Source organism: Pleomorphovibrio marinus, assembly GCF_003347495.1.
Taxonomy (GTDB): Bacteria; Bacteroidota; Bacteroidia; order Cytophagales; family Cyclobacteriaceae; genus Pleomorphovibrio; species Pleomorphovibrio marinus.
In genome coordinates this window covers 40171-63571 of the sequence record NZ_QCXY01000001.1, presented here as the reverse complement: position 1 = coordinate 63571, position 23401 = coordinate 40171, and the positions used below count along the sequence as shown (strand labels likewise).

At 42.2% G+C, this 23401-nt stretch carries 19 protein-coding genes; 11 read left to right on the top strand and 8 right to left on the bottom strand.

Going from position 1 to position 23401, the window contains the following annotated elements; translation table 11 throughout:
• Positions 1–22 precede the first annotated feature (22 nt).
• Positions 23–214 (top strand): CsbD family protein, encoded by a 192-nt coding sequence (locus tag DB520_RS00235; RefSeq protein ID WP_114747678.1) that lies wholly within the window; start codon positions 23–25, stop codon positions 212–214.
• 44 nt (positions 215–258) lie between these two features.
• On the opposite strand, the gene DB520_RS00230 is transcribed toward DB520_RS00235, so the two are convergent.
• The 6 genes from DB520_RS00230 to DB520_RS00205 all read right to left on the bottom strand — a co-directional run bounded on the left by DB520_RS00230 (position 259) and on the right by DB520_RS00205 (position 5940).
• Positions 259–792 carry a hypothetical protein gene (locus DB520_RS00230; RefSeq protein WP_114747677.1) on the bottom strand — a complete coding sequence of 178 codons (534 nt, stop codon included), beginning with the start codon at positions 790–792 and terminating at the stop codon, positions 259–261.
• 134 nt (positions 793–926) lie between these two features.
• Positions 927–1616 carry a tRNA (5-methylaminomethyl-2-thiouridine)(34)-methyltransferase MnmD gene (gene mnmD / locus DB520_RS00225; protein WP_114747676.1) on the bottom strand — a complete coding sequence of 230 codons (690 nt, stop codon included), beginning with the start codon at positions 1614–1616 and terminating at the stop codon, positions 927–929.
• Positions 1613–2101, bottom strand: a complete 489-nt coding sequence (gene ispF / locus DB520_RS00220) for a 2-C-methyl-D-erythritol 2,4-cyclodiphosphate synthase (RefSeq protein WP_114747675.1) — start codon at positions 2099–2101, stop codon at positions 1613–1615. The genes mnmD and ispF overlap by 4 nt, the downstream gene beginning before the upstream one ends.
• 17 nt (positions 2102–2118) lie before the next feature.
• Positions 2119–3393 carry a M16 family metallopeptidase gene (locus DB520_RS00215; protein WP_114747674.1) on the bottom strand — a complete coding sequence of 425 codons (1275 nt, stop codon included), beginning with the start codon at positions 3391–3393 and terminating at the stop codon, positions 2119–2121.
• Positions 3394–3437: 44 nt separating this feature from the next.
• Positions 3438–3641, bottom strand: coding sequence for a heavy-metal-associated domain-containing protein (locus DB520_RS00210; protein WP_114748700.1), 204 nt, complete (start codon positions 3639–3641; stop codon positions 3438–3440).
• Between the two features lie 100 nt (positions 3642–3741).
• A complete protein-coding gene (locus DB520_RS00205) occupies positions 3742–5940 on the bottom strand; it encodes a heavy metal translocating P-type ATPase (RefSeq protein ID WP_114747673.1) in 2199 nt (732 codons plus the stop codon).
• A 147-nt stretch (positions 5941–6087) separates the two neighbouring features.
• Here DB520_RS00205 and DB520_RS00200 point away from each other — a divergent pair, with 147 nt between their 5' ends.
• The 4 genes from DB520_RS00200 to DB520_RS00185 all read left to right on the top strand — a co-directional run bounded on the left by DB520_RS00200 (position 6088) and on the right by DB520_RS00185 (position 9683).
• Positions 6088–6840, top strand: coding sequence for a hypothetical protein (locus DB520_RS00200; protein ID WP_114747672.1), 753 nt, complete (start codon positions 6088–6090; stop codon positions 6838–6840).
• Between the two features lie 189 nt (positions 6841–7029).
• Positions 7030–8601 carry a bacillithiol biosynthesis cysteine-adding enzyme BshC gene (gene bshC, locus DB520_RS00195; protein WP_114747671.1) on the top strand — a complete coding sequence of 524 codons (1572 nt, stop codon included), beginning with the start codon at positions 7030–7032 and terminating at the stop codon, positions 8599–8601.
• On the top strand, positions 8591–9160 hold the full coding sequence (locus tag DB520_RS00190; RefSeq protein ID WP_114747670.1) for a 5-formyltetrahydrofolate cyclo-ligase: 570 nt from the start codon (positions 8591–8593) through the stop codon (positions 9158–9160). The genes bshC and DB520_RS00190 overlap by 11 nt, the downstream gene beginning before the upstream one ends.
• Before the next feature lie 31 nt (positions 9161–9191).
• A complete protein-coding gene (locus tag DB520_RS00185; RefSeq protein ID WP_114747669.1) occupies positions 9192–9683 on the top strand; it encodes a hypothetical protein in 492 nt (163 codons plus the stop codon).
• 74 nt (positions 9684–9757) lie between these two features.
• Here the strand turns inward: DB520_RS00185 and DB520_RS00180 are convergent, their stop codons facing one another.
• Positions 9758–10903: a PQQ-dependent sugar dehydrogenase gene (locus DB520_RS00180; RefSeq protein ID WP_114748699.1), complete on the bottom strand. Its 1146-nt coding sequence runs from the start codon at positions 10901–10903 to the stop codon at positions 9758–9760.
• A gap of 417 nt (positions 10904–11320) precedes the next feature.
• Between DB520_RS00180 and DB520_RS00175 the strand changes: the two genes are divergently transcribed.
• The 5 genes from DB520_RS00175 (at position 11321) to DB520_RS00155 (ending at position 19915) form a co-directional block, all read left to right on the top strand.
• Complete coding sequence (locus DB520_RS00175) at positions 11321–11743, top strand: hypothetical protein (protein WP_114747668.1); 423 nt, start codon at positions 11321–11323, stop codon at positions 11741–11743.
• 19 nt (positions 11744–11762) lie between these two features.
• Entirely contained in the window at positions 11763–13280 is a 1518-nt protein-coding gene (locus DB520_RS00170; protein ID WP_114747667.1) for an LruC domain-containing protein, read from the top strand.
• A 252-nt stretch (positions 13281–13532) separates the two neighbouring features.
• Positions 13533–16475, top strand: a complete 2943-nt coding sequence (locus tag DB520_RS00165) for an Ig-like domain-containing protein (protein WP_114747666.1) — start codon at positions 13533–13535, stop codon at positions 16473–16475.
• Positions 16476–16574: 99 nt separating this feature from the next.
• Entirely contained in the window at positions 16575–17549 is a 975-nt protein-coding gene (locus DB520_RS00160) for a PorP/SprF family type IX secretion system membrane protein (protein ID WP_114747665.1), read from the top strand.
• Positions 17549–19915, top strand: a complete 2367-nt coding sequence (locus tag DB520_RS00155) for an OmpA family protein (RefSeq protein WP_198675202.1) — start codon at positions 17549–17551, stop codon at positions 19913–19915. The genes DB520_RS00160 and DB520_RS00155 overlap by 1 nt, the downstream gene beginning before the upstream one ends.
• Positions 19916–20138: 223 nt before the next feature.
• On the opposite strand, the gene DB520_RS00150 is transcribed toward DB520_RS00155, so the two are convergent.
• Positions 20139–21425 carry a M23 family metallopeptidase gene (locus DB520_RS00150; protein ID WP_114747663.1) on the bottom strand — a complete coding sequence of 429 codons (1287 nt, stop codon included), beginning with the start codon at positions 21423–21425 and terminating at the stop codon, positions 20139–20141.
• A 192-nt stretch (positions 21426–21617) separates the two neighbouring features.
• Here DB520_RS00150 and aspS point away from each other — a divergent pair, with 192 nt between their 5' ends.
• A complete protein-coding gene (gene aspS / locus DB520_RS00145) occupies positions 21618–23378 on the top strand; it encodes an aspartate--tRNA ligase (RefSeq protein WP_114747662.1) in 1761 nt (586 codons plus the stop codon).
• Positions 23379–23401 lie beyond the last annotated feature (23 nt).

Sequence of the window (23401 nt, the reverse complement as noted above, 5' to 3'; positions counted from 1 at the left end):
ACAACCCTAAACCAATTATCAAATGAGTGAATGGAAAGATAAGCTTAAAGGCAACTGGAATGTTGTCAAAGGCAAATTAAAGCAAAATTATGGTGATCTTACCGACGATGATTTATCCTATGCCGAAGGGGAGGAAGATGAGTTGATAGGAAGGATCCAAAAAAAGACGGGAAAAGCAAAGGAAGATATCAAAGGCTTCATAGATACCCTATAGACAAGCGTAAAAAAACCGGTTCCAAAATAGGAGCCGGTTTTTTTTTAGTATCCCGGTACAATTTTTAGATCTACCTCTTTTTTCCAAGCCAATATCGTGTCATTTTGGGCTGGGAAATAATTCATTTTCAACCTGAAACCTTCCAAATCCAACACCTCATGCAATGAAAGTTGTATGATCTGACTATCAATCTCTGTTGCATAAAGTGGTTTGCCTTTATTGTTTTCAAATTGGATTTCCCCCTTTAATGGGAAGGGAAGGACAATTTTCAAATAATATTTATCCTCATGAAGGAAAGCATCAGTAATTTCCGGGAATATATTATTGCTAACCTTGTTGTTATTGTCGAAATAGGCTTCATAAACTTTTCTACCTGATCTAAACCTTGTCTGTTTTTGTTTTTCAGGAGAAACATATTCCCAGATTTCTCCATGTTCGGGTTGGGAAGTCTCCCGAGGAGTCTCTTTTTCCAGGTCCTTTTCCTTGGATTGTTTTTCAGGTGCTGAGCTGCAGGATAATAGCGAAAAGAATGCCCCACACAGAATTGTTTGTAGGATACCACATTTTATTGGTTTCATGGCTTAATTATTGGTTTTTAGTGCTCGCCACTTGTCACGACCTGCACCGGTTCCGATAATTACTGGGATATAGAGGGATTTAATAAGATTTTTATTCTTCACTAATTGTGACATTTTCGTTTTGCCTTATTACCTCATTCCAATTTCCATGCTCGGGTCATTTCTTTTTTTCCCGGAGGGCCCGGAACCTTATCCAGATAAAGCCCTAAGGAACTTAGGGACTTCTTTACCTTACTGGCGGCACAATAGGTTACCAATACTCCCCCTGGGTTCATACTTTCAACTACTTTATGCAGTGCTTCAGGTTCCCATAATTCGGGTTGTTTTTTAGGGGAAAACGCATCAAAAAACACGATGTCAGCTGGATAAAGTTTGGCTTCTTCTAATGTTTTTTTATCCTTTTTAATATTAAAATACTCGTTTATAGCTTTACCCTCCTCCCAGCTCATTTGATGTAGCCTTTTGAAATAGGGGCGATAATGGGTAAGAGTTTCGTCCAATGTGGAATAATTTAACTGACTATAAACCTCCTCGTTAAGAGGAAATGGCTCCAACGTGTGGTAGAGTAGAGGCACCTTGAATTGGTCAGACCAAATTAGGGTAAGCCAGGCATTAAGGCCAGTGCCAAAGCCCACTTCAAAAACTCTGATGGGAAACTTTCCTTGGTTTCTATTGAACCAGGCCTCTAACCCATAAAGCAAAAATACATGGATGGATTCCCTGTAAGCACCGTTGGTTGAATGATAGCTTTCGTTGATTTCTGGAAGATATACAGAGTGGGAGCCATCTTCGGTCAGGATGATTTTGGTTTCTCTTTCTTTCATTCCTCAAGCCTGGTGATTAAAGCAACACAATAGGCAGAGACACCCTCTTCCCTTCCCACAAATCCAAGTTTTTCTGTGGTTGTGGCCTTGATGGAAATTTGGGATGCCTCCACTCCCATAACTTGAGCCAGACAATTTTTCATTTCCGGAACCAAAGGGTTCAGTTTAGGTTGTTGGAGACATACGGTGCAATCTAGGTTGCCCACCTCATAGTTTTCCTTTTTCAGCAAATCCATAACCTCTTTAAGAAGAACCTTGCTGTCAATACCCTTGAACTGGGGATCTGTGTCAGAAAAATGGTATCCTATATCCCGAAGGTTTGCCGCACCCAGAAGGGCGTCGCAGATCACATGGATAAGCACATCCGCGTCGGAATGGCCTACTGCACCCTTATTGTGGATGATTTTTATTCCCCCTAGCCAGAACTCTTGGCCTTCTTTGAGTTGATGTACGTCATACCCAAAACCTACTCTGATATTTGCCATAATTTTCACTTATCCGGTTACGCCTGGTATTGATTTGTGGAAGTTTTGTCCAACGCTGAGGCAGCTTTGTAATACACAGTAGAAGCATTATTTTCATCCAAATAACGATTTGCCGAAGTTTGAATCGCATCCCTGGAGATTCCCAATTTTTTGTCAGACTCTTCCCAATAATAGTTGGGGTTCCCCAATTGAGCAAAATAGGCTAGTTTCATTGCCCGGTTTAGCAGGTGTAAGGACTCGTAGGCTTTCATAGCTTCGGCTTGGTGCTTTACTTTCTCAATGGCATGCTGAGGGACTTCTTGGCATTTAAAGTCCAAGAGCAGCTTGTTCAATAATTCCTCAGCTTCCTCAGCTTCTCTACCTCTTTCCATTTTTGCCGAGATAACTAGAAGGTTAGGGTCAACATTTCCCATTACATACCCTTGGCAGGTGGCGAATACATCAGTGCCTTTTACCAGTTTCTGTTCTAAAGGAGCCGATCTCCCAAAGCTCAGCAGGTCTGTTATCAGGTCACATTCCAAATATCCCGGCATTAATCTGCCAGGGATGTGAAAAACCTTATACAGGGCATCCGAAGGCACATCTGCATAGATTTTTTTGGATCTCTTCACCAATTGCGGGGGTTCTACCGTGGCAAAGGGTGTTGGAATAGGTCTTGCAGGAATATCTCCAAACCATTTTGAGGCAAGTTTTTCTATCTCCGCGGTCTTCACTTTTCCCGCAACCACCAAAATCGCGTTGTTTGGGCCATAATAAGAATGGAAGAATTCTCGAATATCTTGGCTATTGAAATTTTCAATATGTGCAATTTCCTTCCCAATGGTGGGCCACCGGTAAGGGTGTGTGGTAAATGCCAGGTCCCTGACATGATGCATAATGTCACCATAGGGTTGATTCAGGTACCGTTGTTTAAATTCTTCTATCACCACCTCCCTTTGGGTTTCAATAGTACTGTCCTTAAGATTTAAAGCCAACATTCTATCAGACTCTACCCAAAAGGCAGTTTCCAAATTGATGGCAGGTAATTGGATATAGTAGTTAGTAATGTCGGTATTGGTAAATGCATTGCATTCACCACCCGCCTTTTCTACCACTCTGTCGAAGTCTGAGACGTTTTTTGACCCTCCAAACATCAAGTGCTCAAAATAATGAGCAAGCCCCGTTTTATCAGGTGTTTCATTCTTTGAACCTACCTTATAGAGCATGTTAAAAACGGCCATTTCAGTACCTTCGTCCTCATGTACCAAAACCTCTAACCCATTATCCAATGTAAAAGCCTGAAAGTCTATCATATTTAACAGGCAAAATTAACAAAAAATAAAACTTTACTGCCTTGCTATAGAATAGATTCTCCTTTATATCCTGCCTTTTCTAATGCCTTCTTTATTTTTTCCTCCGAACACTGACCATTAACGGTTAAAATACGATCTGGATGTGAAAGGTCTACCTCCCAGCTAACATTTTCTAATTGATCCATTTCTGGTTTTATGGTAGCCACACAAGCACCACACTTTACATTGGTTTTCAGTTTGATTTTCATATGCTTATAATTGATTTTTATATGCCACATGGAATCTCGCAAAGGATAATCATCCCAGTGTGTGACGTTTTCGTCATGCTCGATTTCATGTTTATTTGGATTACGTATATTTTAACCTTAAACTGTTGCCTACCACCGAAACGGAACTTAAAGCCATAGCAGCACCAGCCAACATGGGGTTGAGCAAAAACCCAAATGCTGGATATAAAACGCCTGCCGCAATGGGTATGCCTATGATGTTATAAACAAATGCCCAAAACAAATTCTGGTGAATGGTGGAAACTGTGCTTCTAGATATTTTTAAAAGGTCGAGAATACCTTGAAGGTCGGAATGTACAAGGGTAACTTTCGCAGCGTCCATGGCAATGTCTGTGCCCTGTCCCATGGCAATGCTGAGGTCTGCCAATACCAATGCCTCACTGTCGTTTATCCCATCTCCTACCATGCCTACTTTTTTCCCCATGGCTTGAAGGGAACGAACGTATGCACCTTTTTCGGCTGGGAGTACACTGCTTTTCACCTTTTCAATTTCCAGTTCTTTTGCCACCAAATTTGCGGTTTTTTCCTGGTCACCCGTGAGTAAATGTAAGCTGATCCCCCTCTCTTTTATTTTTTTTAAAATGTCTTTGACGCCTGGTTTTATGGGATCAATGATGGCGATGATTCCAGCTAACCTTTTATTCTTGGCTATATAGACCATGATATGACCAGTATTTAACAACTGTTGGGCATTATTCAGTAAATTCTGGTTTGCCCTTACTCCCATCTCCTCCAGCCAAGACCATTTACCAATGTAAAAGGAGTCTTCGTTAAAATGTCCACTGACTCCTTTACCAGTATAGGATACAAAACCACTCACTTCCACTGGGTCGGTTAGGGAGTAGAAGTGGGAAGAAATAGCCGTGGCCAATGGGTGTTCACTTTGATCCTCAATAGCTGCGACAATTGTCCCTATTTGTTCTTTTTGTTGGTCATCGTCCCAAACCACATGCTTTACAGAGGGTCTTCCCTCGGTAATCGTTCCTGTTTTGTCAAGAACTAAGGTGTCTATTTTATGACCAAACTCCAGGCTTTCCGCGTCCTTGACCAGGATCCCCTTGGTAGCGGCTTTTCCAATTCCGACCATAATGGCAGTAGGCGTGGCAAGCCCCAAAGCACAAGGACAGGCGATTACCAATACCGTGATCATGGAAAGCATCCCCAACAATGCTTTTTCCTCCCCACCAAACAAGAGCCATACCACCAAGGTCACTATGGCAACCCCCATTACCACCGGCACAAATACGGCTGTAACCTTGTCCACTGTCTTTTGAATAGGGGACTTGGTTCCCTGAGCAGCTTTTACCCTTTTAATGATGGATGCCAAAACCGTCTGTCCAACCTCCTTGCTCACCCTTACTTTAAGAGGCACATTATTGGTTAAAGTACCTGCGAATACTTCATCCCCTGCTTTTTTGGACGAAGGGATAGGCTCCCCGGTCAACATGCTTTCGTCAATGTATGCCTCCCCTTCTACGATTACCCCATCCAAGGGGATTTTTTGACCTGGCTTGACAAGGATCAAGCTTCCAGGCTTCACCTCATCGATATTAACCTCTTTATGTTCCTTGCCATGGAGAAGAAAAACTTTATTGGATTGCATACCCATCAGTTTTCTCAATGCCTCTCCAGTACCGGCTTTTGCCTTTGACTCTAACGTTCTACCCAGTAAAATAAAGAAAATGATGACGGCTGCTGTTTCAAAATACACATGTGGCTCAAAGCCCCTTTCCATGAGCCACTCCGGGAAAAAAGTGTTCCAAGTACTGAACACATAAGCGATTCCTGTACTTAGAGCTACCAATGTGTCCATGTTTGCCTTAAGGTGTTTGGCCTGCCTAAAGGCGTTTAGGAAAAACATTTTGCCAAACACAAACAATATGGGTGTAGTCAATGCCCACATCACTATGTTTCCGAAGGGGAAAGTCATCCAAAACATTCCGATAATGAACACCGGAAAGGCAAGGATTCCTGCATAAAGAGTATTTTCCTTTAGCTGTTTATAGTGGTTAAGTTGTCTTTCCTCCAAACCTTGTCGCTCATCTTCCTCAACCAGGAGATCATATCCGGCAGCTTGTACAGCCTTCTGTAATCCTTCCAATGAAACTTCTTCATTTTCCAGTGTCACAGAGGCAGTATGGGTGGCAAAGTTCACACTGGCGCTTTTCACTCCTTTGGCCTTGCTCAAGGTGGACTCCACACTTGTGGCACAAGCTGCACAGCTCATTCCAGAAACAGGTAAATCAACTTTATTTTTCATGCCAGTTCTAAATTTTAGATTACAAATCTAAGGGTGGGGATTCCCACTTTGTTATATAATTCTTTATTTTATGTATAGGCAAGTAAATTAGCAACCAAAAGTATTTTATGCTCGTTTAATATTTTGATTTACAATCCTTTCCTGGCTATGAAAAACATCTTCCTCTTGCCAATTTTCTTTTTTGTACACTGCTATCTACATGCACAAACCCTTGAAGCGGATATTGGGCTTTCCTATTCTCGTATGGAACCGTTAAACCGGATGAGTAACTTTATTCCCAGTGGAAATGGCATAGGCTTGGACCTTATGTTAAGGCCAGCGGGGAGCAGGTTTGCAGTAGGGCTTGACCTTGGATACAGTATTTATGGAAGAGACTCAGATAGGCAGGTTTATACTTTTGAAGATGGGAGTAAGGCTGACATGGACATAGTGGTAAATAACAATATCACCAACTTCATGATAGGAGGAAGGTATTTCTTAGGGGAAAATGGCAAAATTATCCCATTTATTAGTGCTAAGGCAGGTTATTCGAGATTTGGAACCAACCTTTTTATTTATGACCCGGATGATTTCGACCATTGTGAGCCAATAGATACGGAACTTTTGCTGAAAGATGGGACTTTTTTGAGGGGTATAGGTGCGGGGTTGCAATGGAAATTTTCGGAAGTAATGGTGATGAATCTTAGTGCCGATCTGCTAATGGGAGGAGGGATCAGGTACATGAGTGTGGATGCACCTATAAGGCACGAACACCATCATTCCACAGGAAATGAAGTAGAAGCCAGGTTCATCAACACCCAAACACAGGTTATCCATAAACATCATGTGGGATATGTATATCAAAGTGCGGTAAGGGTGCTGGATCTGCGCTTTGGTTTGGCTTACAGGTTATCTAAGTGATAATAGAGCAAACTTTTTCATTTTACTGCTTAAATATTACGCTCAGATCAAGCCCTCGCGGTATTTTTATGGTCTAAAATGTGTAAATTTACCGTTCTTGTAAAGAGTGAGATTTTCAGAACTAACCAAGGACAAATCCGGTTTTCACACCAAACTTCTGTATCGAAAAGGATAAAAAAAACGTAGCTTATGATCAAATCTACTGTTGACCCGGAGTGTACCGGGCAATTTTCAACTTTGTTTTTAGACTATATTCGACAGAAACCTCAATTAAAGCCTTTTTATTATCTGTTTCCAAGTATTGAGAATTTTGGAGAAGCCATCAAGTCCAGGTCATTTGCGCAAGAAAAAAGGGAAAGGCTGGTGGATGTGTTTCGTAGTCAATACCAGGGTCTTCCCGAAAGGGATAAGGTTATAGAGAACATAGAGGCCATAGGAGAACCAACCACTTTTACGGTAACTACAGGACACCAACTTAATCTTATGTCGGGGCCCCTTTACTTTATCTATAAAATCATATCCACTATCAATCTTGCAAAAAAGCTGGAGGAGCAATATCCTGAGCATCATTTTGTACCTGTATATTGGATGGCTACAGAAGACCACGATTTTGCAGAGATCAATCATTTTCATTTTGATGGGCATAAATACGAGTGGAAATCAGAACAGACTGGCCCTGTGGGGGAGTTTAAAATTGACGAAGAGCTGAGGGAACTGTTAAAGAAATGGCAATTTCTTCCTGGCTTTATCCGAGAAGCTTACAGGGAAAGCCCAAACCTTTCCTTTGCTACTCGTAAATTTGTGGATCAACTCTTTGGGGATGAAGGGCTACTTATACTAGATGCCAATGAACCTCGGTTGAAGAAGGAGTTTTGTGCCATCATGGAAGCCGATATTTTCGAACAAAAAGCCAATGACCTTATTCAGCAGCAAAACAGGCGGCTGGAAGAGTTGGGCTATAAATCCCAGGTTTATCCCCGGGAGGTAAACTTCTTCTATATCCAAGATGGAATAAGGGAACGTATTGTGAAAAATGGGGATGGTTTTGAGGTATTTGGCAGGGATGAAAAAAGATGGACTGAGCAAAGTTTAAAGGATGAAATCCAAAATTTTCCTGAGCGGTTTAGTCCCAACGTGGTGATGAGACCCTTATACCAAGAGTGCATACTACCAAACTTGGCATATTTAGGAGGGCCCGCAGAAGTAGCTTACTGGTTTCAAATCAAACCCGTGTTTGATCATTATGGTTTGTTTTTCCCCATAGTAATGGCAAGGAACTTTGTATTGGTGGTTCCCGGTAGTTTGCAGCGTAAAATTAGGAAAATAGGGTTGAATTCAGAAGACCTGTTTAAACCCTACACCACGCTGCGTAAGCAATGGGTGATTAAAGAAGCGAAAGAGGATGTGCTCTTGGCTGAGGAGTCCTCCAAATTAAGAGAGTTGTACGCAACTCTTGTGGCAAAATCCAAAAGAATAGACCCTACTCTCGAGGCTGCCGCAGAAGCTTCCGGCGTAAACGCACAGAAAATTCTTTGTCATCTTTCGGAAAAGTTACGCAAGGCGGAGGAGAAAAAACAGCAGGACTTAGTCAGGCAGTTGAAGGAAATTAAAGATGTGCTTTTTCCAGGGGGAGTTCCTCAAGAAAGAAAATTAAATTTGCTAAACTTTTTCTTGGAAGACCCTAAATTTGTGGAGCAACTCTTTGGCCATCTTGATCCACTTGCAATGGAGATGATCGTTTTGTATCCCAATGAAGGATAAGGAAGCACTCAGACTGAAGTACAAGGAAAAGAGGAAGAGTTTGGGATCCCGGCTCCGAGGGGAGATTTCGGCCTTGATCAGCGAACTTACTTTTACTTTTATTTTGGAAAACTTCCCAAAATCAAATATTCATCTCTATCTTCCTATCAAAAAACTCAATGAGGTGGATACTTTTAAATTATTAGAGAGGCTTAGGGAAGAGGGGGTAAGTTGTTTTACTTCTATTTCCGATTTTGATTCTCAAAAGATGCATACTGTTTATTTGCCAAAAGAATGTAATTTTGCCGAGGATGAGAAAGGTATTCCTGTCCCAAGCCCCACGATTTTTGCAAAAGGGGTGAAATTGGATGTAGTGATTATGCCCTTACTGGGATATGATAATTTTGGCACTAGAGTTGGTTATGGATTAGGGTATTATGATAGGTTCTTGGCTTATATGGAACCTCAGCCTTTTAAACTGGGGCTTTCCTTTTTTCCTCCGGAAGAAAAACTGCCCAGGGAAGACCATGATATAAAGATGGATGGCTGCGTTTGCCCGAAAGGGTTAATTCTGTTTTAGATAGTTGTTTAACGTTTTATTTATTTTAATTATGGTGAGGAAATTTTGTGTGTTGATGTGTGCAATTTCATTTTGGCTGTTAGGCTCTCAAGTGGAAGCCCAAACCTATTCCACAGGTGTTGGGTTGAGGTTGGGGGTTTCCAACGGTTTGACGGTAAAACATTTTATCGATTCGGATATTGCCTTGGAAGGAATCGTCCATACCAGATGGAATGGCTTACTAGTAACTGGTTTGTATGAAGTACACCGAAATGTAAGAGAAGTCAGGGGCCTAAGGTGGTTTTACGGTGGAGGAGCCCACATCGGAGCTTGGAACAGAAGACCTAATTCACCGCCACCTTGGTCAGATGCAAGTTACAGGGGAGGCACGGTGATAGGGATAGCTGGGATCATAGGGCTGGATTATAAATTTGAAGATGCTCCTATTAACCTCTCTCTGGACTATAAACCCGCCTTTAACATCACTCATGGTGCTGGTTTCTGGGGGGATGAGGTAGCCTTGTCCATAAGATTTACATTTTAAAAAGGTTTTATGATGGGAGGTACTTTTGGAGTCCTCCCATTTTTTGCTAAGTAATAGATGTTACCAGAAAAGACTTATTCTTCAGGAATAATCCTGACCAGTAAACCACTACCCTCGGTAATAGCATAGATATAACCATCCGGGCCTTGAGCAACATGCCGAACCCTTCCGATGTCTTGAAGCAGCCTTTCTTCCCCCACATAGGATGTACCATCCAGTTCTACCCTGTTGATATGTTGTGCGGCAAGAGCACCAATGAGCAGGTTTCCTTTCCAGTTTGGATAAAGGTCAGAAGTAACCAGCATGGAACCACAAGGTGCAATAGATGGATCCCAGTAATGTATGGGTTGCTCCATCCCTTCTTTTTCGGTTTCTTCACTGATTACAGAACCATCATAGTCGATGCCGTAAGTAATTACCGGCCAACCATAATTATTACCTCTTTCTATCAAATTGATTTCATCTCCTCCTCTTGGCCCATGGTCAATTTCCCATATTCTGTCATTTTCAGCATCATATAACAGGCCTTGTGGGTTTCTATTTCCATATGTCCAGATACTGGCAACTGCCCCCGATTCCTCCAGAAAAGGGTTGTCAGCAGGAATTCTCCCATCGTCATGAATTCGGTGAATCTTCCCGTGGGAATTACTTAAATTCTGAGCGTTATCTGGGTTGTCTCCTCGGTCCCCATTGCTGAAATAGAGGTAATTTTCGTTGTCAAAAACAATTCTGCTACCATAGTGCCTTCCTGCCGGATGGGCTGGAGTTGTCACAATCAGGTCTTCTTTTTCCACCATCTCGTTTTCCTGCAGTTTAAACCTCATTATTGCAGTTGCTCCCCCACCTTCCACTGCTTTGGCATAGGCGATATAAATCCACCCGTTTTGATCATGCTCAGGATGAAGTTGTATATCCAATAAGCCAGCTTGGTTGACATGATGGATTTCCGGCACACCATTCAGCCTATTACCAGAAAATTGATCGTCCTCAAAAACGAGGATTTCTCCTTTTCTTTCGGTTACCAACATCCTGCCATCAGGTAGCCATGCCATTCCCCAAGGATTTTCTAACTGGGTATAAAGGGTGTCCAGTTGAAAAGAAAGTTTTTCACTATCGATTAATCCTATGGGGGCCTGTGGGGGCTCTTCTAAAGGAGCTTGGCAGGAAAACAAAATGATAAATAATATAAGAATAAGAGTTTGCGGTTTTAAAGCAGCCATTTTTTGAGTGGTTTTAATGTGTAAAAGGCATTTTTGGGGATAAAAATCAAGGATTATGCCGTAAAAAAGTTTTCGTCTCCTAATAAATGAATGATGCACTGGAAAACCTGCTTTGTGCATGTGGCTGTAGAGAATTTTCTGAAGGAGCTTCCTACCAGTACCAATAATTTCTATATTGGGCGCAATTATTTTAAGACCCTATTTACATTCTTTAAGCAATACTTTTAATTACCATGACATACTTTAAATATCCATTGGCCCTTCACAGGCTTGCCCCCCTTTTTTTTGACTAGGAATTGAACTTTTTGAACGTTGGTTATTCCTCATTAGTCGATTAATTCCCTAACGCCGAAGAATAATGTTCAATTTAGTATCGTGAAAAACATAACAGCTTATTCCTCGAAAAATTTAAAAAAGATGAAAACCGAAAAAAATGGCAGATTTATTTTTACCGCCATCATCGTGCTAAGTACATTATTTTCTTGTATGCCTGATGAGAATGAGCGGATTTCCACTGGTCAGCAGGGGGAAATTGAGCAGCTAAAAGCAAATGCTGTTTTCGATTGGTCCACCTCAAAGCCTACTGTGGTTAAGATATCAGGTTTGACTGAGTTTCCGGTTGAATTAAGCCGGAGACTTAATTTATCCGATGCGGAAGGTCATGTGTATTATTCTGGCTTTCACCCTATTTCAGAAGATGTGGAGGTTAGCTTGGTGTTGCCCAACCATGTCAAAGTGCTAAAGTTAAGCTTTGGGGAAATTCACAAAGAGGGGGAAATAAAGGGTGGAAAGGTCAATCTTGACTATTTGCTAGAAGTGGATGATAGTGACATACTTTAATTTTTAAAGAGCAGAAACAATGAAAAAGTTAATAATTCTTTTGATAACAATAAATACTGTCATCTTTTCCTCCATAGCCCAGGTTAGATCAAGTACAGAAAGGAATATCACCAACGATGCTGAACTTGGAAACAGGGATTTATATTTTGCAAGGTGTTGGTCTATGGGTGGTGTGACAGTGAGCGATAATCCGGCTACCCTGATAAGTGGTAATTACAGCTTTAGGACTAATCAGTTGACCAACGAATCAAACATGGCCACATGGTTGATTTCTCCTTGGGTGAAAATCGGCGAAGGACAGATCACCTTTGACACCAAATTGGATGGAAATCCTGGCGGTAACAGGGCAATTAAGGTTCAATATATCCCCTACGAGGAAGGTCAAAATCATGGACATGGTAAGGAAGTATTGATTGAGACTTTTGAATTTCCAAATCCAATCAATAATCAAACGACAGTTCATCAAGTAAGCGTTAAAGTGCCAGAGGAAATAGTGGACAAAACCGTGAAAGTTTTCTTTAGCTTCGTAGGTACGGGGGGCACAGCCAGAGCAGGTTTTGATAACCTCATCATTCCGGGACAATCTTTAGCGGACCCATCCAACAATTGCCTGCCTCTGAACACCGTGAAGGATACTGATGGTGACGGGGTTCCTGACGAGGAAGATGACTACCCCAATGATCCTTTCAGGGCTTTTGACAACCGTTTTCCTGCCAATGGGTTTGGGACCCTTCTTTTTGAAGACCTCTGGCCTTCTCTAGGTGACTACGATTTCAATGATCTGGTTGTAGATTATCGTATCAACAGGGTGACAGATGCCAAGGGAGAGATAGTGGAAATTATCACCGAACTAAAAACCAGAGCTTCTGGAGCTGGATATAGGAATGGTTTTGGGATTGAATTTACCGGGATTTCTCCAGAAAAGGTAATTAAGGTTTCCGGTACTGAAATTAAAGCCGGTAGTATTCATTCCTTCCGTGAAAACGGGTTGGAGGCAGGAGTTGAGTACCTTACATACATCCCATTTGATGATGTGTTTAATGTACTTCCGCACACCGGGCAAGGAGCGACAGGTGTGAATGTAACTCCAGGAGGGCCATTCAGGGAGGTAGTTCGACAAAAAGTAACATTGACCTTAAAAGAAGAAGGGAAGGCCGGTCCTGGTGGCGCAGTAACCTTGGGTAATATAGGTGCGCATAACTTCAACCCCTTCCTTATTGCCAATCAAAAAAGGGAAGTTGAGGTTCATTTACCAGGTAAACAACCTACGGCATTGGCGAATAAGGATTTGTTCGGAACCTTAGATGACAGTTCAGATTTGGGGCCAAGTTACACCTACAAAAGTAAGGACACCTATTTGCCTTGGGCATTAAATATCAGCACCTCCATTCCTTATATGGTGGAAGCCGAACCTTTTACCTCTGGGTTTAAGAAATTCTTTGAGTGGGTGATATCCAACGGTACCGCATTTGAAGACTGGTACCTTGATCTAGATGGGTATAGGAATAACGAGAAGCTGCTTAATATTAAGAAGTAATTAGGCAGGAATCCTTTTTTAGAAGTTGTGAATTTTAGATAAAAGGAAGGCAGGCGAAAATGAATGTTTGCTTGTCTTCTTTTTTTTTCATTTTATAAAAATAATGTAAAAAAACAGTATGTTTACTGGCACAATTTAAAATAACCATGAAACCTTGATCAATTGATTTTTGGGATAAATGGTGATTGTTTGTTTTAAGAGATCTTGGGGTTTATGGCAATTTACTCTAAGTCTTGTATAAATTAATTGTTTATGAAAGACTGCAAAAATTTGCAAGCGGGCTCTATTTTTAGTAGGATATTGGCCCCATTGATTGTAATTGTGTTGACATTTTGTTTTTTCCAGCACACTTATGGTCAGGAAGAGACGGTTACAGTGACTGCGGATCAAAATAATGTGCCAATCGCGGCTCTGTCTTTAGATGTAGGGGGAGTTGAAATAATCCAGGAATCTCCAACCGACAATGAAAACCCTGCTCCATTTGATGTTCCTGCTTTGATTAACTATTTGCAGCTTGAAGATGGAAGGAAAATATTTGCAACTACCCGTAGGCCGAATGTGGCAAACCCCAACCCGCTGATAGGGTCAGATGAGATACGCCCGGAGGCAGTTCAGGTCGTCAGGTATAACGATGTAATAATAAGTCATAGAGACCCCGAGTTTTTAGAAAACCTTGAAGAGGTGGTATCCACCCCGGATTTGAGGTCTTATTGGGATATAGACAGTCAGCCTTCCATTCCCGAAGGTGCGAAATTTGTAGACCTAATTTACCCTGACCAAGTAGTGAGTTCAGGATTTATTCTTTATACCGAAAGATTTGGTAATTCTGCGACTGACTTTATAGCCCTTGACAGGAATGGAGAGCCCATTGAAGGGGCAAAGAGAGTAGAGGTGAGAGGTTGGCAATGGGACTCTGGGGTGAATCATATGACCAATGTGCCAGATCAAACTCAATGGATGGCATTGTTTTCACCACGTATTTTTGAGTCGGGTGAGCCTATTTTTGGAATCAGGATCATCAGTGTTGATGAGCCGGATGGGAAACTGGTATTTTTCGTAAACGCTTTAAATGCCTCAGATGACAGATTGGAAAGGGTAAATAGTGAGGTGGGGGGAGAAGCCCTTTTGAATGTTTTTGAAAATGATGAACTTAACGGGTTCCCTCTGAGCCCCATCGACATAGAGTTTAATATTCTTGAGCCATTTCCTGAAAATACGGTAATATTAAATGATGATGGTACAGTGGATGTTCCCCCAAATACTGAACCTGGCAATTATACAGCCACCTATCAGCTTGTAACCCCTGATGGTCAGTCCGATGAGGCTGTAGTATTCGTCCAAGTTATTGAATTTAAACCAGAAGCGTTTGACCTTGAAATAGAACTGGAGGATAGTTTTGGACGGGATAGTGTGATGAATGTTTTAGAAAATGACTTTTTAAATGGACTTCCAGCCGACCCTGAAGACGTCATTTTGTCGCAAATAGAAAATCAAAATGAAAGTTTTATTGTATTAAACCCAGATGGAAGCATTGACATCATCGAAGGAATACCCGCTGGCACCTATCAGGTGATATACCAAATATGTGACAGGGAAGATCAGGATAAATGTGATCAAGCAACAGTAACTATAATTGTGGCAGAAACCGTTCTGGAAGCAATTGATGATGATTTTGGGCTGGTAAATTTAAATAGACAGGGCCCAATTGGAGATGTGATTGCAAACGACTTAATAAATGGTGATCCTGTATCGAGCGAACGGGTATTTGTGGAGCTGGTGGATTCTGATGGTCTTCAAGGTATAGAATTGACCCCTGAGGGTGTGCTGATTATCCCTGAGGGTTTATCCGAAGGGGAATATTTGCTAACCTATGATTTGATTGAGACAATAAATCCGTCTAATAGAAGCAGAGGTTCCATCACTTTCGAATTGGCTGATTTGCAATTCTTAGCTGTGGATGACGAGATAAGCACTGGCCAAAATCAGTCTATAGCTATCGAGGTATTGGCCAACGATGTGATTAATGATGATGAGGTCACAATAGCGACATTGACGGTTTTGGACGGCCCTTCTCAAGGTGCCACCACGGTCAATCCCGATGGCACGATAACTTACCAACCCGACACGAATTTTACTGGGGAGGATCAGTTTACCTATCAAATTTGCGATGACGAAGATGGGATTATATGTGATCAGGCCATGGTTACGATTACGGTAATGCCCATACAACTGGAAATTACCAAGGAGGCTAACGAGTTGGATGTGCCGGTGGGAGGAATGGTTTCCTTTACCATTTTATTGACCAACAACAGTGAGTTTGATTTGGAAGATATTTTAGTGGATGATCAGCTTCCAGCAGGTCTTATGTTCTTGTCTTCTGAACCTGAGCCGTCAAACGGAAATGAATGGGCCATCGATCAACTTCCTTCTGGTCAAAGTACCAGCATTCAGATAGAAACCATGGCAGTATCCGTTGGGGAATTTATAAACCAGGTGGCTGTCACTATTGGGGATTATACTGACCAAGCAAGCTCCCTACCGGTTAATGTAATTGCCAGACCTGTGGACCTTGCAATCGAAAAAACATCATTCGATTTAGAAATATATGAAGGCAATGAGTTCCCTTATGAAATCACGATCACCAATATGGGAAACACCACTGCTGAGCAGATACAATTGGTGGATGAATTGCCCAATGGGGTTACCTTCATTGACTTTCAATCAGAGGGGTTTGCAGGAGAGGCCTCAGTTTCAAATGGGACTGTTACTTGGGTAGTGCCGGTTCTTGAGCCGGAAGAAACCTTGAGTTTCACCATCAACGTGCTTGCAGTAAATCAAGGTGTCATTTCAAATACGGTCACTCTCACTGTAGATGAGGATCAGGTATTGATCTCTCCAGAAAACCAGGCTACAGACACCAACCAAATTAGGGTATTCTTCATTCCCAATGTGATAACGCCAGGAACTTTGGATGGCAAAAATGACACGTTTGTTATTAATGGAATCCAAAGGTTTGCCTCCCATAAATTAACCATTATGAATAGAAATGGAGATCATGTGTATGAGTCCGAAAATTATCAAAATGACTGGGCTGCGGAGGGTTTGAACGGTGGATCCTACTATTATGTATTGGAAATCATGGATAGTCAAGGAAATGACCAAAGGTACAAAGGTTGGGTTCAAGTGATTAAATAGGGTAATGCCAACCGTCATTTGTTTTTAATTGCCAAAAAAATTCTGTTGTAAATCAAGCTCTATAGAGGGAAACCTTTAGGAGCTAAAACAAGAAGATGAATGAAACGCACTTTTAATATTTTAATTTTCATGCTCTTGCTTTCAGGGGGGATTGGGAGCAAGGGATGGGCACAGCAGCTGCCCCAATTTAGCCAATACATGTTTAATGGGCTGCACATCAATCCGGGATATGCGGGATACAAAGGAGAACATTACATCCAATCCACGTACAGAAGTCAATGGGTTGATTTTCCCGGGGCGCCTACCACTTTTACAGTCACAGCAGACTTCAGTGCCAACGAGGGATTGATGGGTTTTGGTGCCTCCTTCATGAGCGATCAGATGGGACCTGCCAAAACCAATGCGGGTATGCTTACTTACGCCTATCGCATTCAAACCGGGGAAAATTCCTTTTTGGGTTTCGGAGCTAGCGGAGGTGTGGTGGAGTATGCGATAGATGGGTCTATGTTCAATCCTAACGACATGGATGACGCAGACATTCCCCAAGGAGTTGTCAACTTATTTACCCCCAACCTAAATATGGGGTTGTTTTTTCACACCCCTGGTTTTTTTGCGGGGTTTAGTGCCTATAATTTGGTGGGTAAGAATAACCTTGAGAATGAAGCTGTGGCATTGGCTTATCATGATGTACATTACTACCTTACCGCTGGTGGTCTATTGCCTTTATCGGACAATGTCCAGTTTAAGCCATCTTTCCTGATCAGGCATAGTAACAACGGTCCTTCCAGCGTGGATTTGAACGGCATGTTTCTCTTTCTGGACAGGCTTTGGGCCGGAGCTTCATACAGGACTAATTTTAAGCTAGATCAGAGTTTCTTTCCTGCCAGCCTATCGTCAAGAAATGCTGTTGCACTGATTTTGGAGTTGTTTGCGACCGAAAATTTAAGGGTGGGTTATGCCTACGACCTGCAGACAAATGTGCTGAGTGGACTAAGGAATAATTCCCATGAAATTTCCCTGGGATATTATATTGCACCCAGAAAAGTGAATATGAAAAATCCAAGATGGTTCTAATGATGAAAAAGATTTTTACACTGATTACAATCGTCGGTTTAAGCGCTTTTGCCACATTTAATGTTGAAGCCCAGCAAGGCTTGCTGAGGTATGCCGACAGGAAAGCAGAGGAAGGAAACCACTTGGAGGCAGGCAAGGGGTATGAAGATGCCTTTGCCAGAAGGCAAACCTTTAGAGCAGCTACAGGAGCCGCTGAGGCTTATGAAAAGCTAAGAGAATATGAAAAAGCTTATGAGTGGAGGAAAAAGACAATTACTTTTTCGGAGGCAAGTAAAGAAGACATACTGAAATATATCTCTGCTACTAATCAGGCAGGGAAAAAAGAAGAAGTAAAGAAAGCCTTGGATTCCCTCGGAAGGGTGGCAGAACCACCACTAAAGAACCTTGAATTGGATTCGCTCAGGTATTGGTACGATAATCCTTTCAACGCGGAGCTGGTAGGACTCAGCGAAATCAACACCTCCAATGCGGAGTTTGGAATCGCCATGGATGCGGAGGGAAATACTTATTTTTCCTCCGATAGGGGGGATGTGAAATCCAGGACCAAAAGCGGGCTTCGCATTGATAAAAGTTACAGGTATTTTGATAAGGACTCTGATTGGACAGGTAGGGACTTTCTTGGTGTTTATAAAAAAGACGAGGAAGGGAATATCTCTCCTTTTGAGGTGCCAGTACCGGATGTTTTTCATGTGACTGACCCCTTTTTCTTAAAGGAGCAGTCGGTGGTTTTCTACACAGTGACTAGAAAAATCCGGAATCCCAAGAACTATACCGTACAACCGGAGTTGTTTTTCAGCCGAATTGGGGATAATGGGGAATTGATTGACTACAGTCCCTTTCCACTTAATGATGCTTTGTCCCATGCAATATTGACACCCTTTGTGGATGAGTCTCAAAACAGGCTTTATTTTGCTTCTGACATGCCAGGGGGCTTTGGGGAGCTGGATCTGTATTATGTGGAATTCGATGAGGATTTCTCGTTCGGAGAGCCCGTTAATCTAGGTGGCACTGTCAATACCGCTGGAAATGAAAGAGACCCCTTTTTAAATAATGACAGGTTTTACTTTTCTTCCGATGGCCATATAGGGCTGGGAGGATTGGATGTCTTTGTCGCTAATCGTGTCAATGGAGATTTTTCTGGAGTCAAAAACTTAGGTTTACCTTACAACTCCCCACAGGATGATTTTGGGTTTTTTCTTTCTCCTGGGGGAGAAATGTTTTTAGCCAGCAATAGGCCGGGAAGTATAGGCTTGGATGACATCTTTAGAATGGAGGAGTTGTACAAAAGGTTGAGAGCAGAAGTATTGGGATGTGATGGTGAACTCATAAATGGTTCATTAGAGGTTTTGTTGATGCAGGGCTCCGAAAAGGTAGTGGTGGAGACGGATCAGGACGGCAAAGGTACATTTACTGCCGAACTTGCCCCCGACGAAAACTATCAGGTTCAGATAAAGAGAGATGGTTACTTTGCCTTGAAAGACAATTCGATAAGCACCAAAAACTTGGATTCTGAAGAATTGAAGAAGAGTTTCCAACTGGTCAGGATCCCTTATCAGACTGCGGTTTATGTAGATTTGGTTTACTTCGATTTGGATAAGGCCAATATCAGGAAAGATGCTGAGGCCAATTTGGACAAAATAGGGGAACTACTTCGCTCCTATGGGTTTTTGGACATTTCTGTAGGGGCACATACGGATGCCAGGGCTTCCAGTGAATACAATAAGGCCCTAAGTGAAAGAAGGGCAAGTTCGGTCCGGGATTATCTCAGCAAGTACGGTATATCCAGATCCAGGGTAAGGGCCGAATGGTTCGGGGAAGAGGAGTTGGTGAATGATTGCGGTGATGGAGTGCCATGTCCAGAGGACAAGCACCAACTCAACCGAAGAAGTGAGATGATTCTTTTGGCTTTCCCAGAAGAAGGCAAAGCCTATGATTTGCCTCCAGAACTAGAAGGTATAGATCTGTGTGATATCAGTAATATTCAGGTGCCAATGGAAATGCCCACCATTCATTTTGGTTTTGACAGGAGTGATCTTACTGCCGAGGAGATGCAGTCTTTGGAAAGGGTAGCCTTAATGCTGGAAAATATGCTTTCTCAGAGGCTTATAATTAGAGGTCATACCGACAACAGAGGGAGTGAAGAATACAACATGAAGTTATCCGAGCAAAGAGCAAAGGTGGTGAAGGAGTATCTGGAAGGCAGGGGAATAGCTTCTGACCGAATAGTATACGAGTTTTTTGGCAAATCCAAACCCATTCATGATTGTGATTCGATCAAATGCACCCCAGCTATGCATAGGTTAAATAGACGGACGGAGTTATCACTGCCAGAATTGAATAAAGACTGGACCAAGAAAATTCGTTGAGCAATCCCGTAAAACAGAATAATAAAAAGGGACTCTATTTTCGAAATAGAGTCCCTTTCTTTTTTGGGTATGGCCCGTGATTAAGGTCATAAATATTAGAAGTTGATCAAAGCTAAACCAAATCAACTTTTCTTTATCAGGATTTGATTTGTTGCTTTTTTTAAATACTTCCTTAAAGGGACAGGGGAATTAATACCCCCATCCCATCTCTAGAAATTTCAGCTCAGTTGCTTGTCAATAGTTCTACAGGCTCAGAGTAGGGAATTGCTGCGAGAGTTTGCCTTATTTCATTCAACTTTCTCTCAAACTCCTCTTGGTTTTCCTTTTCAATAGGCTCTGCCGGTGGTATTTTTTCTTTCAACCAATCTACCTGTTTTCCGTGCTTCCAAAACCTGAAGCAGAGGTGGGGGCCCGTGGCCAGGCCTGTGCTACCTACATAACCGATTACTTGGCCCTGCTTTACCCTAGTTCCTGCTTTAACACCTTTGCCAAATTTCGACATATGCAGGTATTGGGTGGTATAGGTGCCATTGTGCCTGATTTTAACGTAATTCCCGTTTCCGGCAGTGTACCTGGCTTCCACTATGGTACCATCACCTACGGATCGGATTTCCGTCCCTGTAGGTGCCGCGTAGTCCGTTCCAAGATGGGGTTTGTACCTTTTTTGGACAGGGTGAAAACGGTTGAGGTTGTACCTTGAACTAATCCTTGTAAATTTAAGGGGGTCTCTTAAAAAGGCTTTTTTCAAGCTTTCCCCTTCCTCATCAAAAAAGGAAAGTTCTCCGTTTTGCACAAAAGGGATAGCGTGTGTACCGTCCCCCATATGTTCAAAATAGGCCGCTTCTATACTTTCTATGCCCACTACCTGGCCATCGATCAGCTGCTCGTTAAATATTACTTTAAACTTGTCCCCTTTTTGCAACCTCTGAAAATCAACTGTCCAACCATAAAGGTCTGCAAATAAGTCAATCAAGTCAGGAGATAACCCCAGCTCGACCATGTTTACATAGAGTGATTTGGAAATAACTCCCCCTACTTCCCTTTTATTAATTTCCAGGGGTTTGTTTTCCTTGTAGATTTCGATTTCCTCATCCTGATCCAATTTGAAGACCACATACTCCATGGGGTTTGGTTCATAGATAAAATATTGAGGCTGCAAGGTGTCTTTGGGTGTTAGCACCGTGTATTTTTTGTTGAAACCAATTCTCCTTACGTCAAATACTTCCTTTGACTTTTTAGCAATCAAGTCAATGGTTTGAAAGGACACGTTCAGAGGGGACAAGATGCTGGAAAGGGTTTGATTTCTTTCCACTACTCCTTCTATCACTTCTAAACTATCCACATTGATCCCAAAGAGCAACTGTTCAGCCACTTCAGTGATTTCCTCTACCAAATCTTCCTTTTCTCTTGGTTCTTTTGCTATTTCAATATCCTTAATCTGGAAATAATAATAACTGTAACTTAAAGCAAATACTACCAACGCCCACAAAAAAATCCTCCCTATATTCATGCTTTTTAAATAGTTTTAAATGTTATTGATCAACTAAACTTTTACAAAAAAACGGTATTTTTTCCAGAATATCCAAGAAACGGCCCGAAAAAAATTGATTTAGTCATCTGGTAAACTTTAAAAATCAATTTAGCAAACTCAAAAGTGAATGATTATCTTTGTTGATTCATCTCAATCTAAAAGCCTAATTGTATGCTGAGAACCCATACTTGTGGAGAACTAAGACTGGAAAATATTGATAAAGAAGTAACCCTTGCCGGGTGGGTGCAAAGGGTGAGGAACAAAGGGGGGCTCATATGGGTGGACCTGAGGGACCGATACGGAGTCACCCAACTTATTTTTGAAGAAGGGGATGCAGACAAGTCCCTTTTGGAGAAAGCGGCCTCCTTGGGTAGGGAGTTTGTGGTCCAGGCCAAAGGGACAGTAATTGAAAGAACCTCCAAAAACGATAAACTCCCAACGGGAGATATAGAGGTCAAGGCCTCAGAAATCATTATATTAAATAAGGCTAAGGTTCCTCCCTTTATTATCGAAGATGAGACCGATGGAGGCGAGGATTTAAGGATGAAGTTTCGGTATTTGGATCTCCGTAGGCCAAATGTGCGAAAAAAGCTACAATTGAGGCATAGGATGATGCAGGAAACCAGGAGATACATGGATGTGGAGGGTTTCATGGAGGTGGAGACACCGGTGTTAATCAAGTCCACCCCAGAAGGGGCCAGGGATTTTGTGGTGCCCAGCAGGATTAACCAAGGGGAGTTTTATGCCCTGCCCCAATCCCCTCAGACCTTTAAGCAACTTTTAATGGTCAGCGGGTTTGACCGGTATTTTCAGATTGTTAAGTGTTTTAGGGATGAAGACCTGAGAGCAGACCGCCAACCGGAATTTACGCAAATTGACTGCGAGATGTCATTTGTGGATCAAGAGGATATTTTACAAACCTTTGAAGGCTTGATCCGGCATTTGTTCCGTGAGGTAAAGGGGCTTGAACTTGGGGAATTTGCTCGTATGGATTATTCGGAGGCAATGCGACAGTATGGCAATGACAAGCCAGACACCCGTTTTGAGATGAAGTTTGTGGAACTTAATGATGTAGCCCAAGGCCAGGGGTTTAAGGTTTTTGACGATGCAGAGTTGGTAGTGGGGATTTGTGCTAAAGGTGCAGCTACCCATACCCGCAAGCAGTTGGATGCTTTGACGGATTGGGTAAAGAGACCCCAAATAGGTGCCAAAGGATTGGTATATGTTAAGTGTAATGAAGATGGTTCCTTTAAGTCTTCGGTCGATAAGTTTTTTGATCAGCAGGCTTTAGCTCAATGGGCAAACAAGATGGGTGCCGCACAAGGGGACCTGTTACTGGTTTTGTCTGGGGAGGAAAACGCAGTGAGGAAGCAGCTTTCTGAACTCAGGCTTAAACTAGGGGAAGAGCTGGGATTAAGAGACAAGAGCGACTATAAACCACTTTGGGTGCTGGACTTTCCCTTGTTGGAATGGGATGAAGAAACCCATCGCTACCATGCCATGCACCACCCATTCACATCCCCTAAAATAGAAGATGTGGAACTGCTGGCCTCGGATCCAGGAAGAGTAAGGGCAAATGCTTACGATTTAGTCATCAACGGTGTGGAGATTGGTGGGGGCTCTATTAGAATTCATGACAAGCAACTTCAAGAGCTGATGTTTAAAAACCTGGGCTTTACCGAGGAGGAGGCAAAGGCCCAATTCGGATTCTTAATGGAGGCATTTGAATACGGTGCTCCGCCCCATGGCGGAATCGCTTTTGGTTTTGATAGGCTATGTGCCATATTTGGTGGCACCGATTCCATTAGGGATTATATAGCTTTCCCCAAAAACAACAGCGGTAGGGACGTAATGATTGATTCTCCTTCAAAAATTTCGGACGATCAATTGGAAGAGCTCTCTATCCAACTATTGAAAAAAAAGCCCTTGTAGTCTGTTTTCGGGAAAAAGTAGTA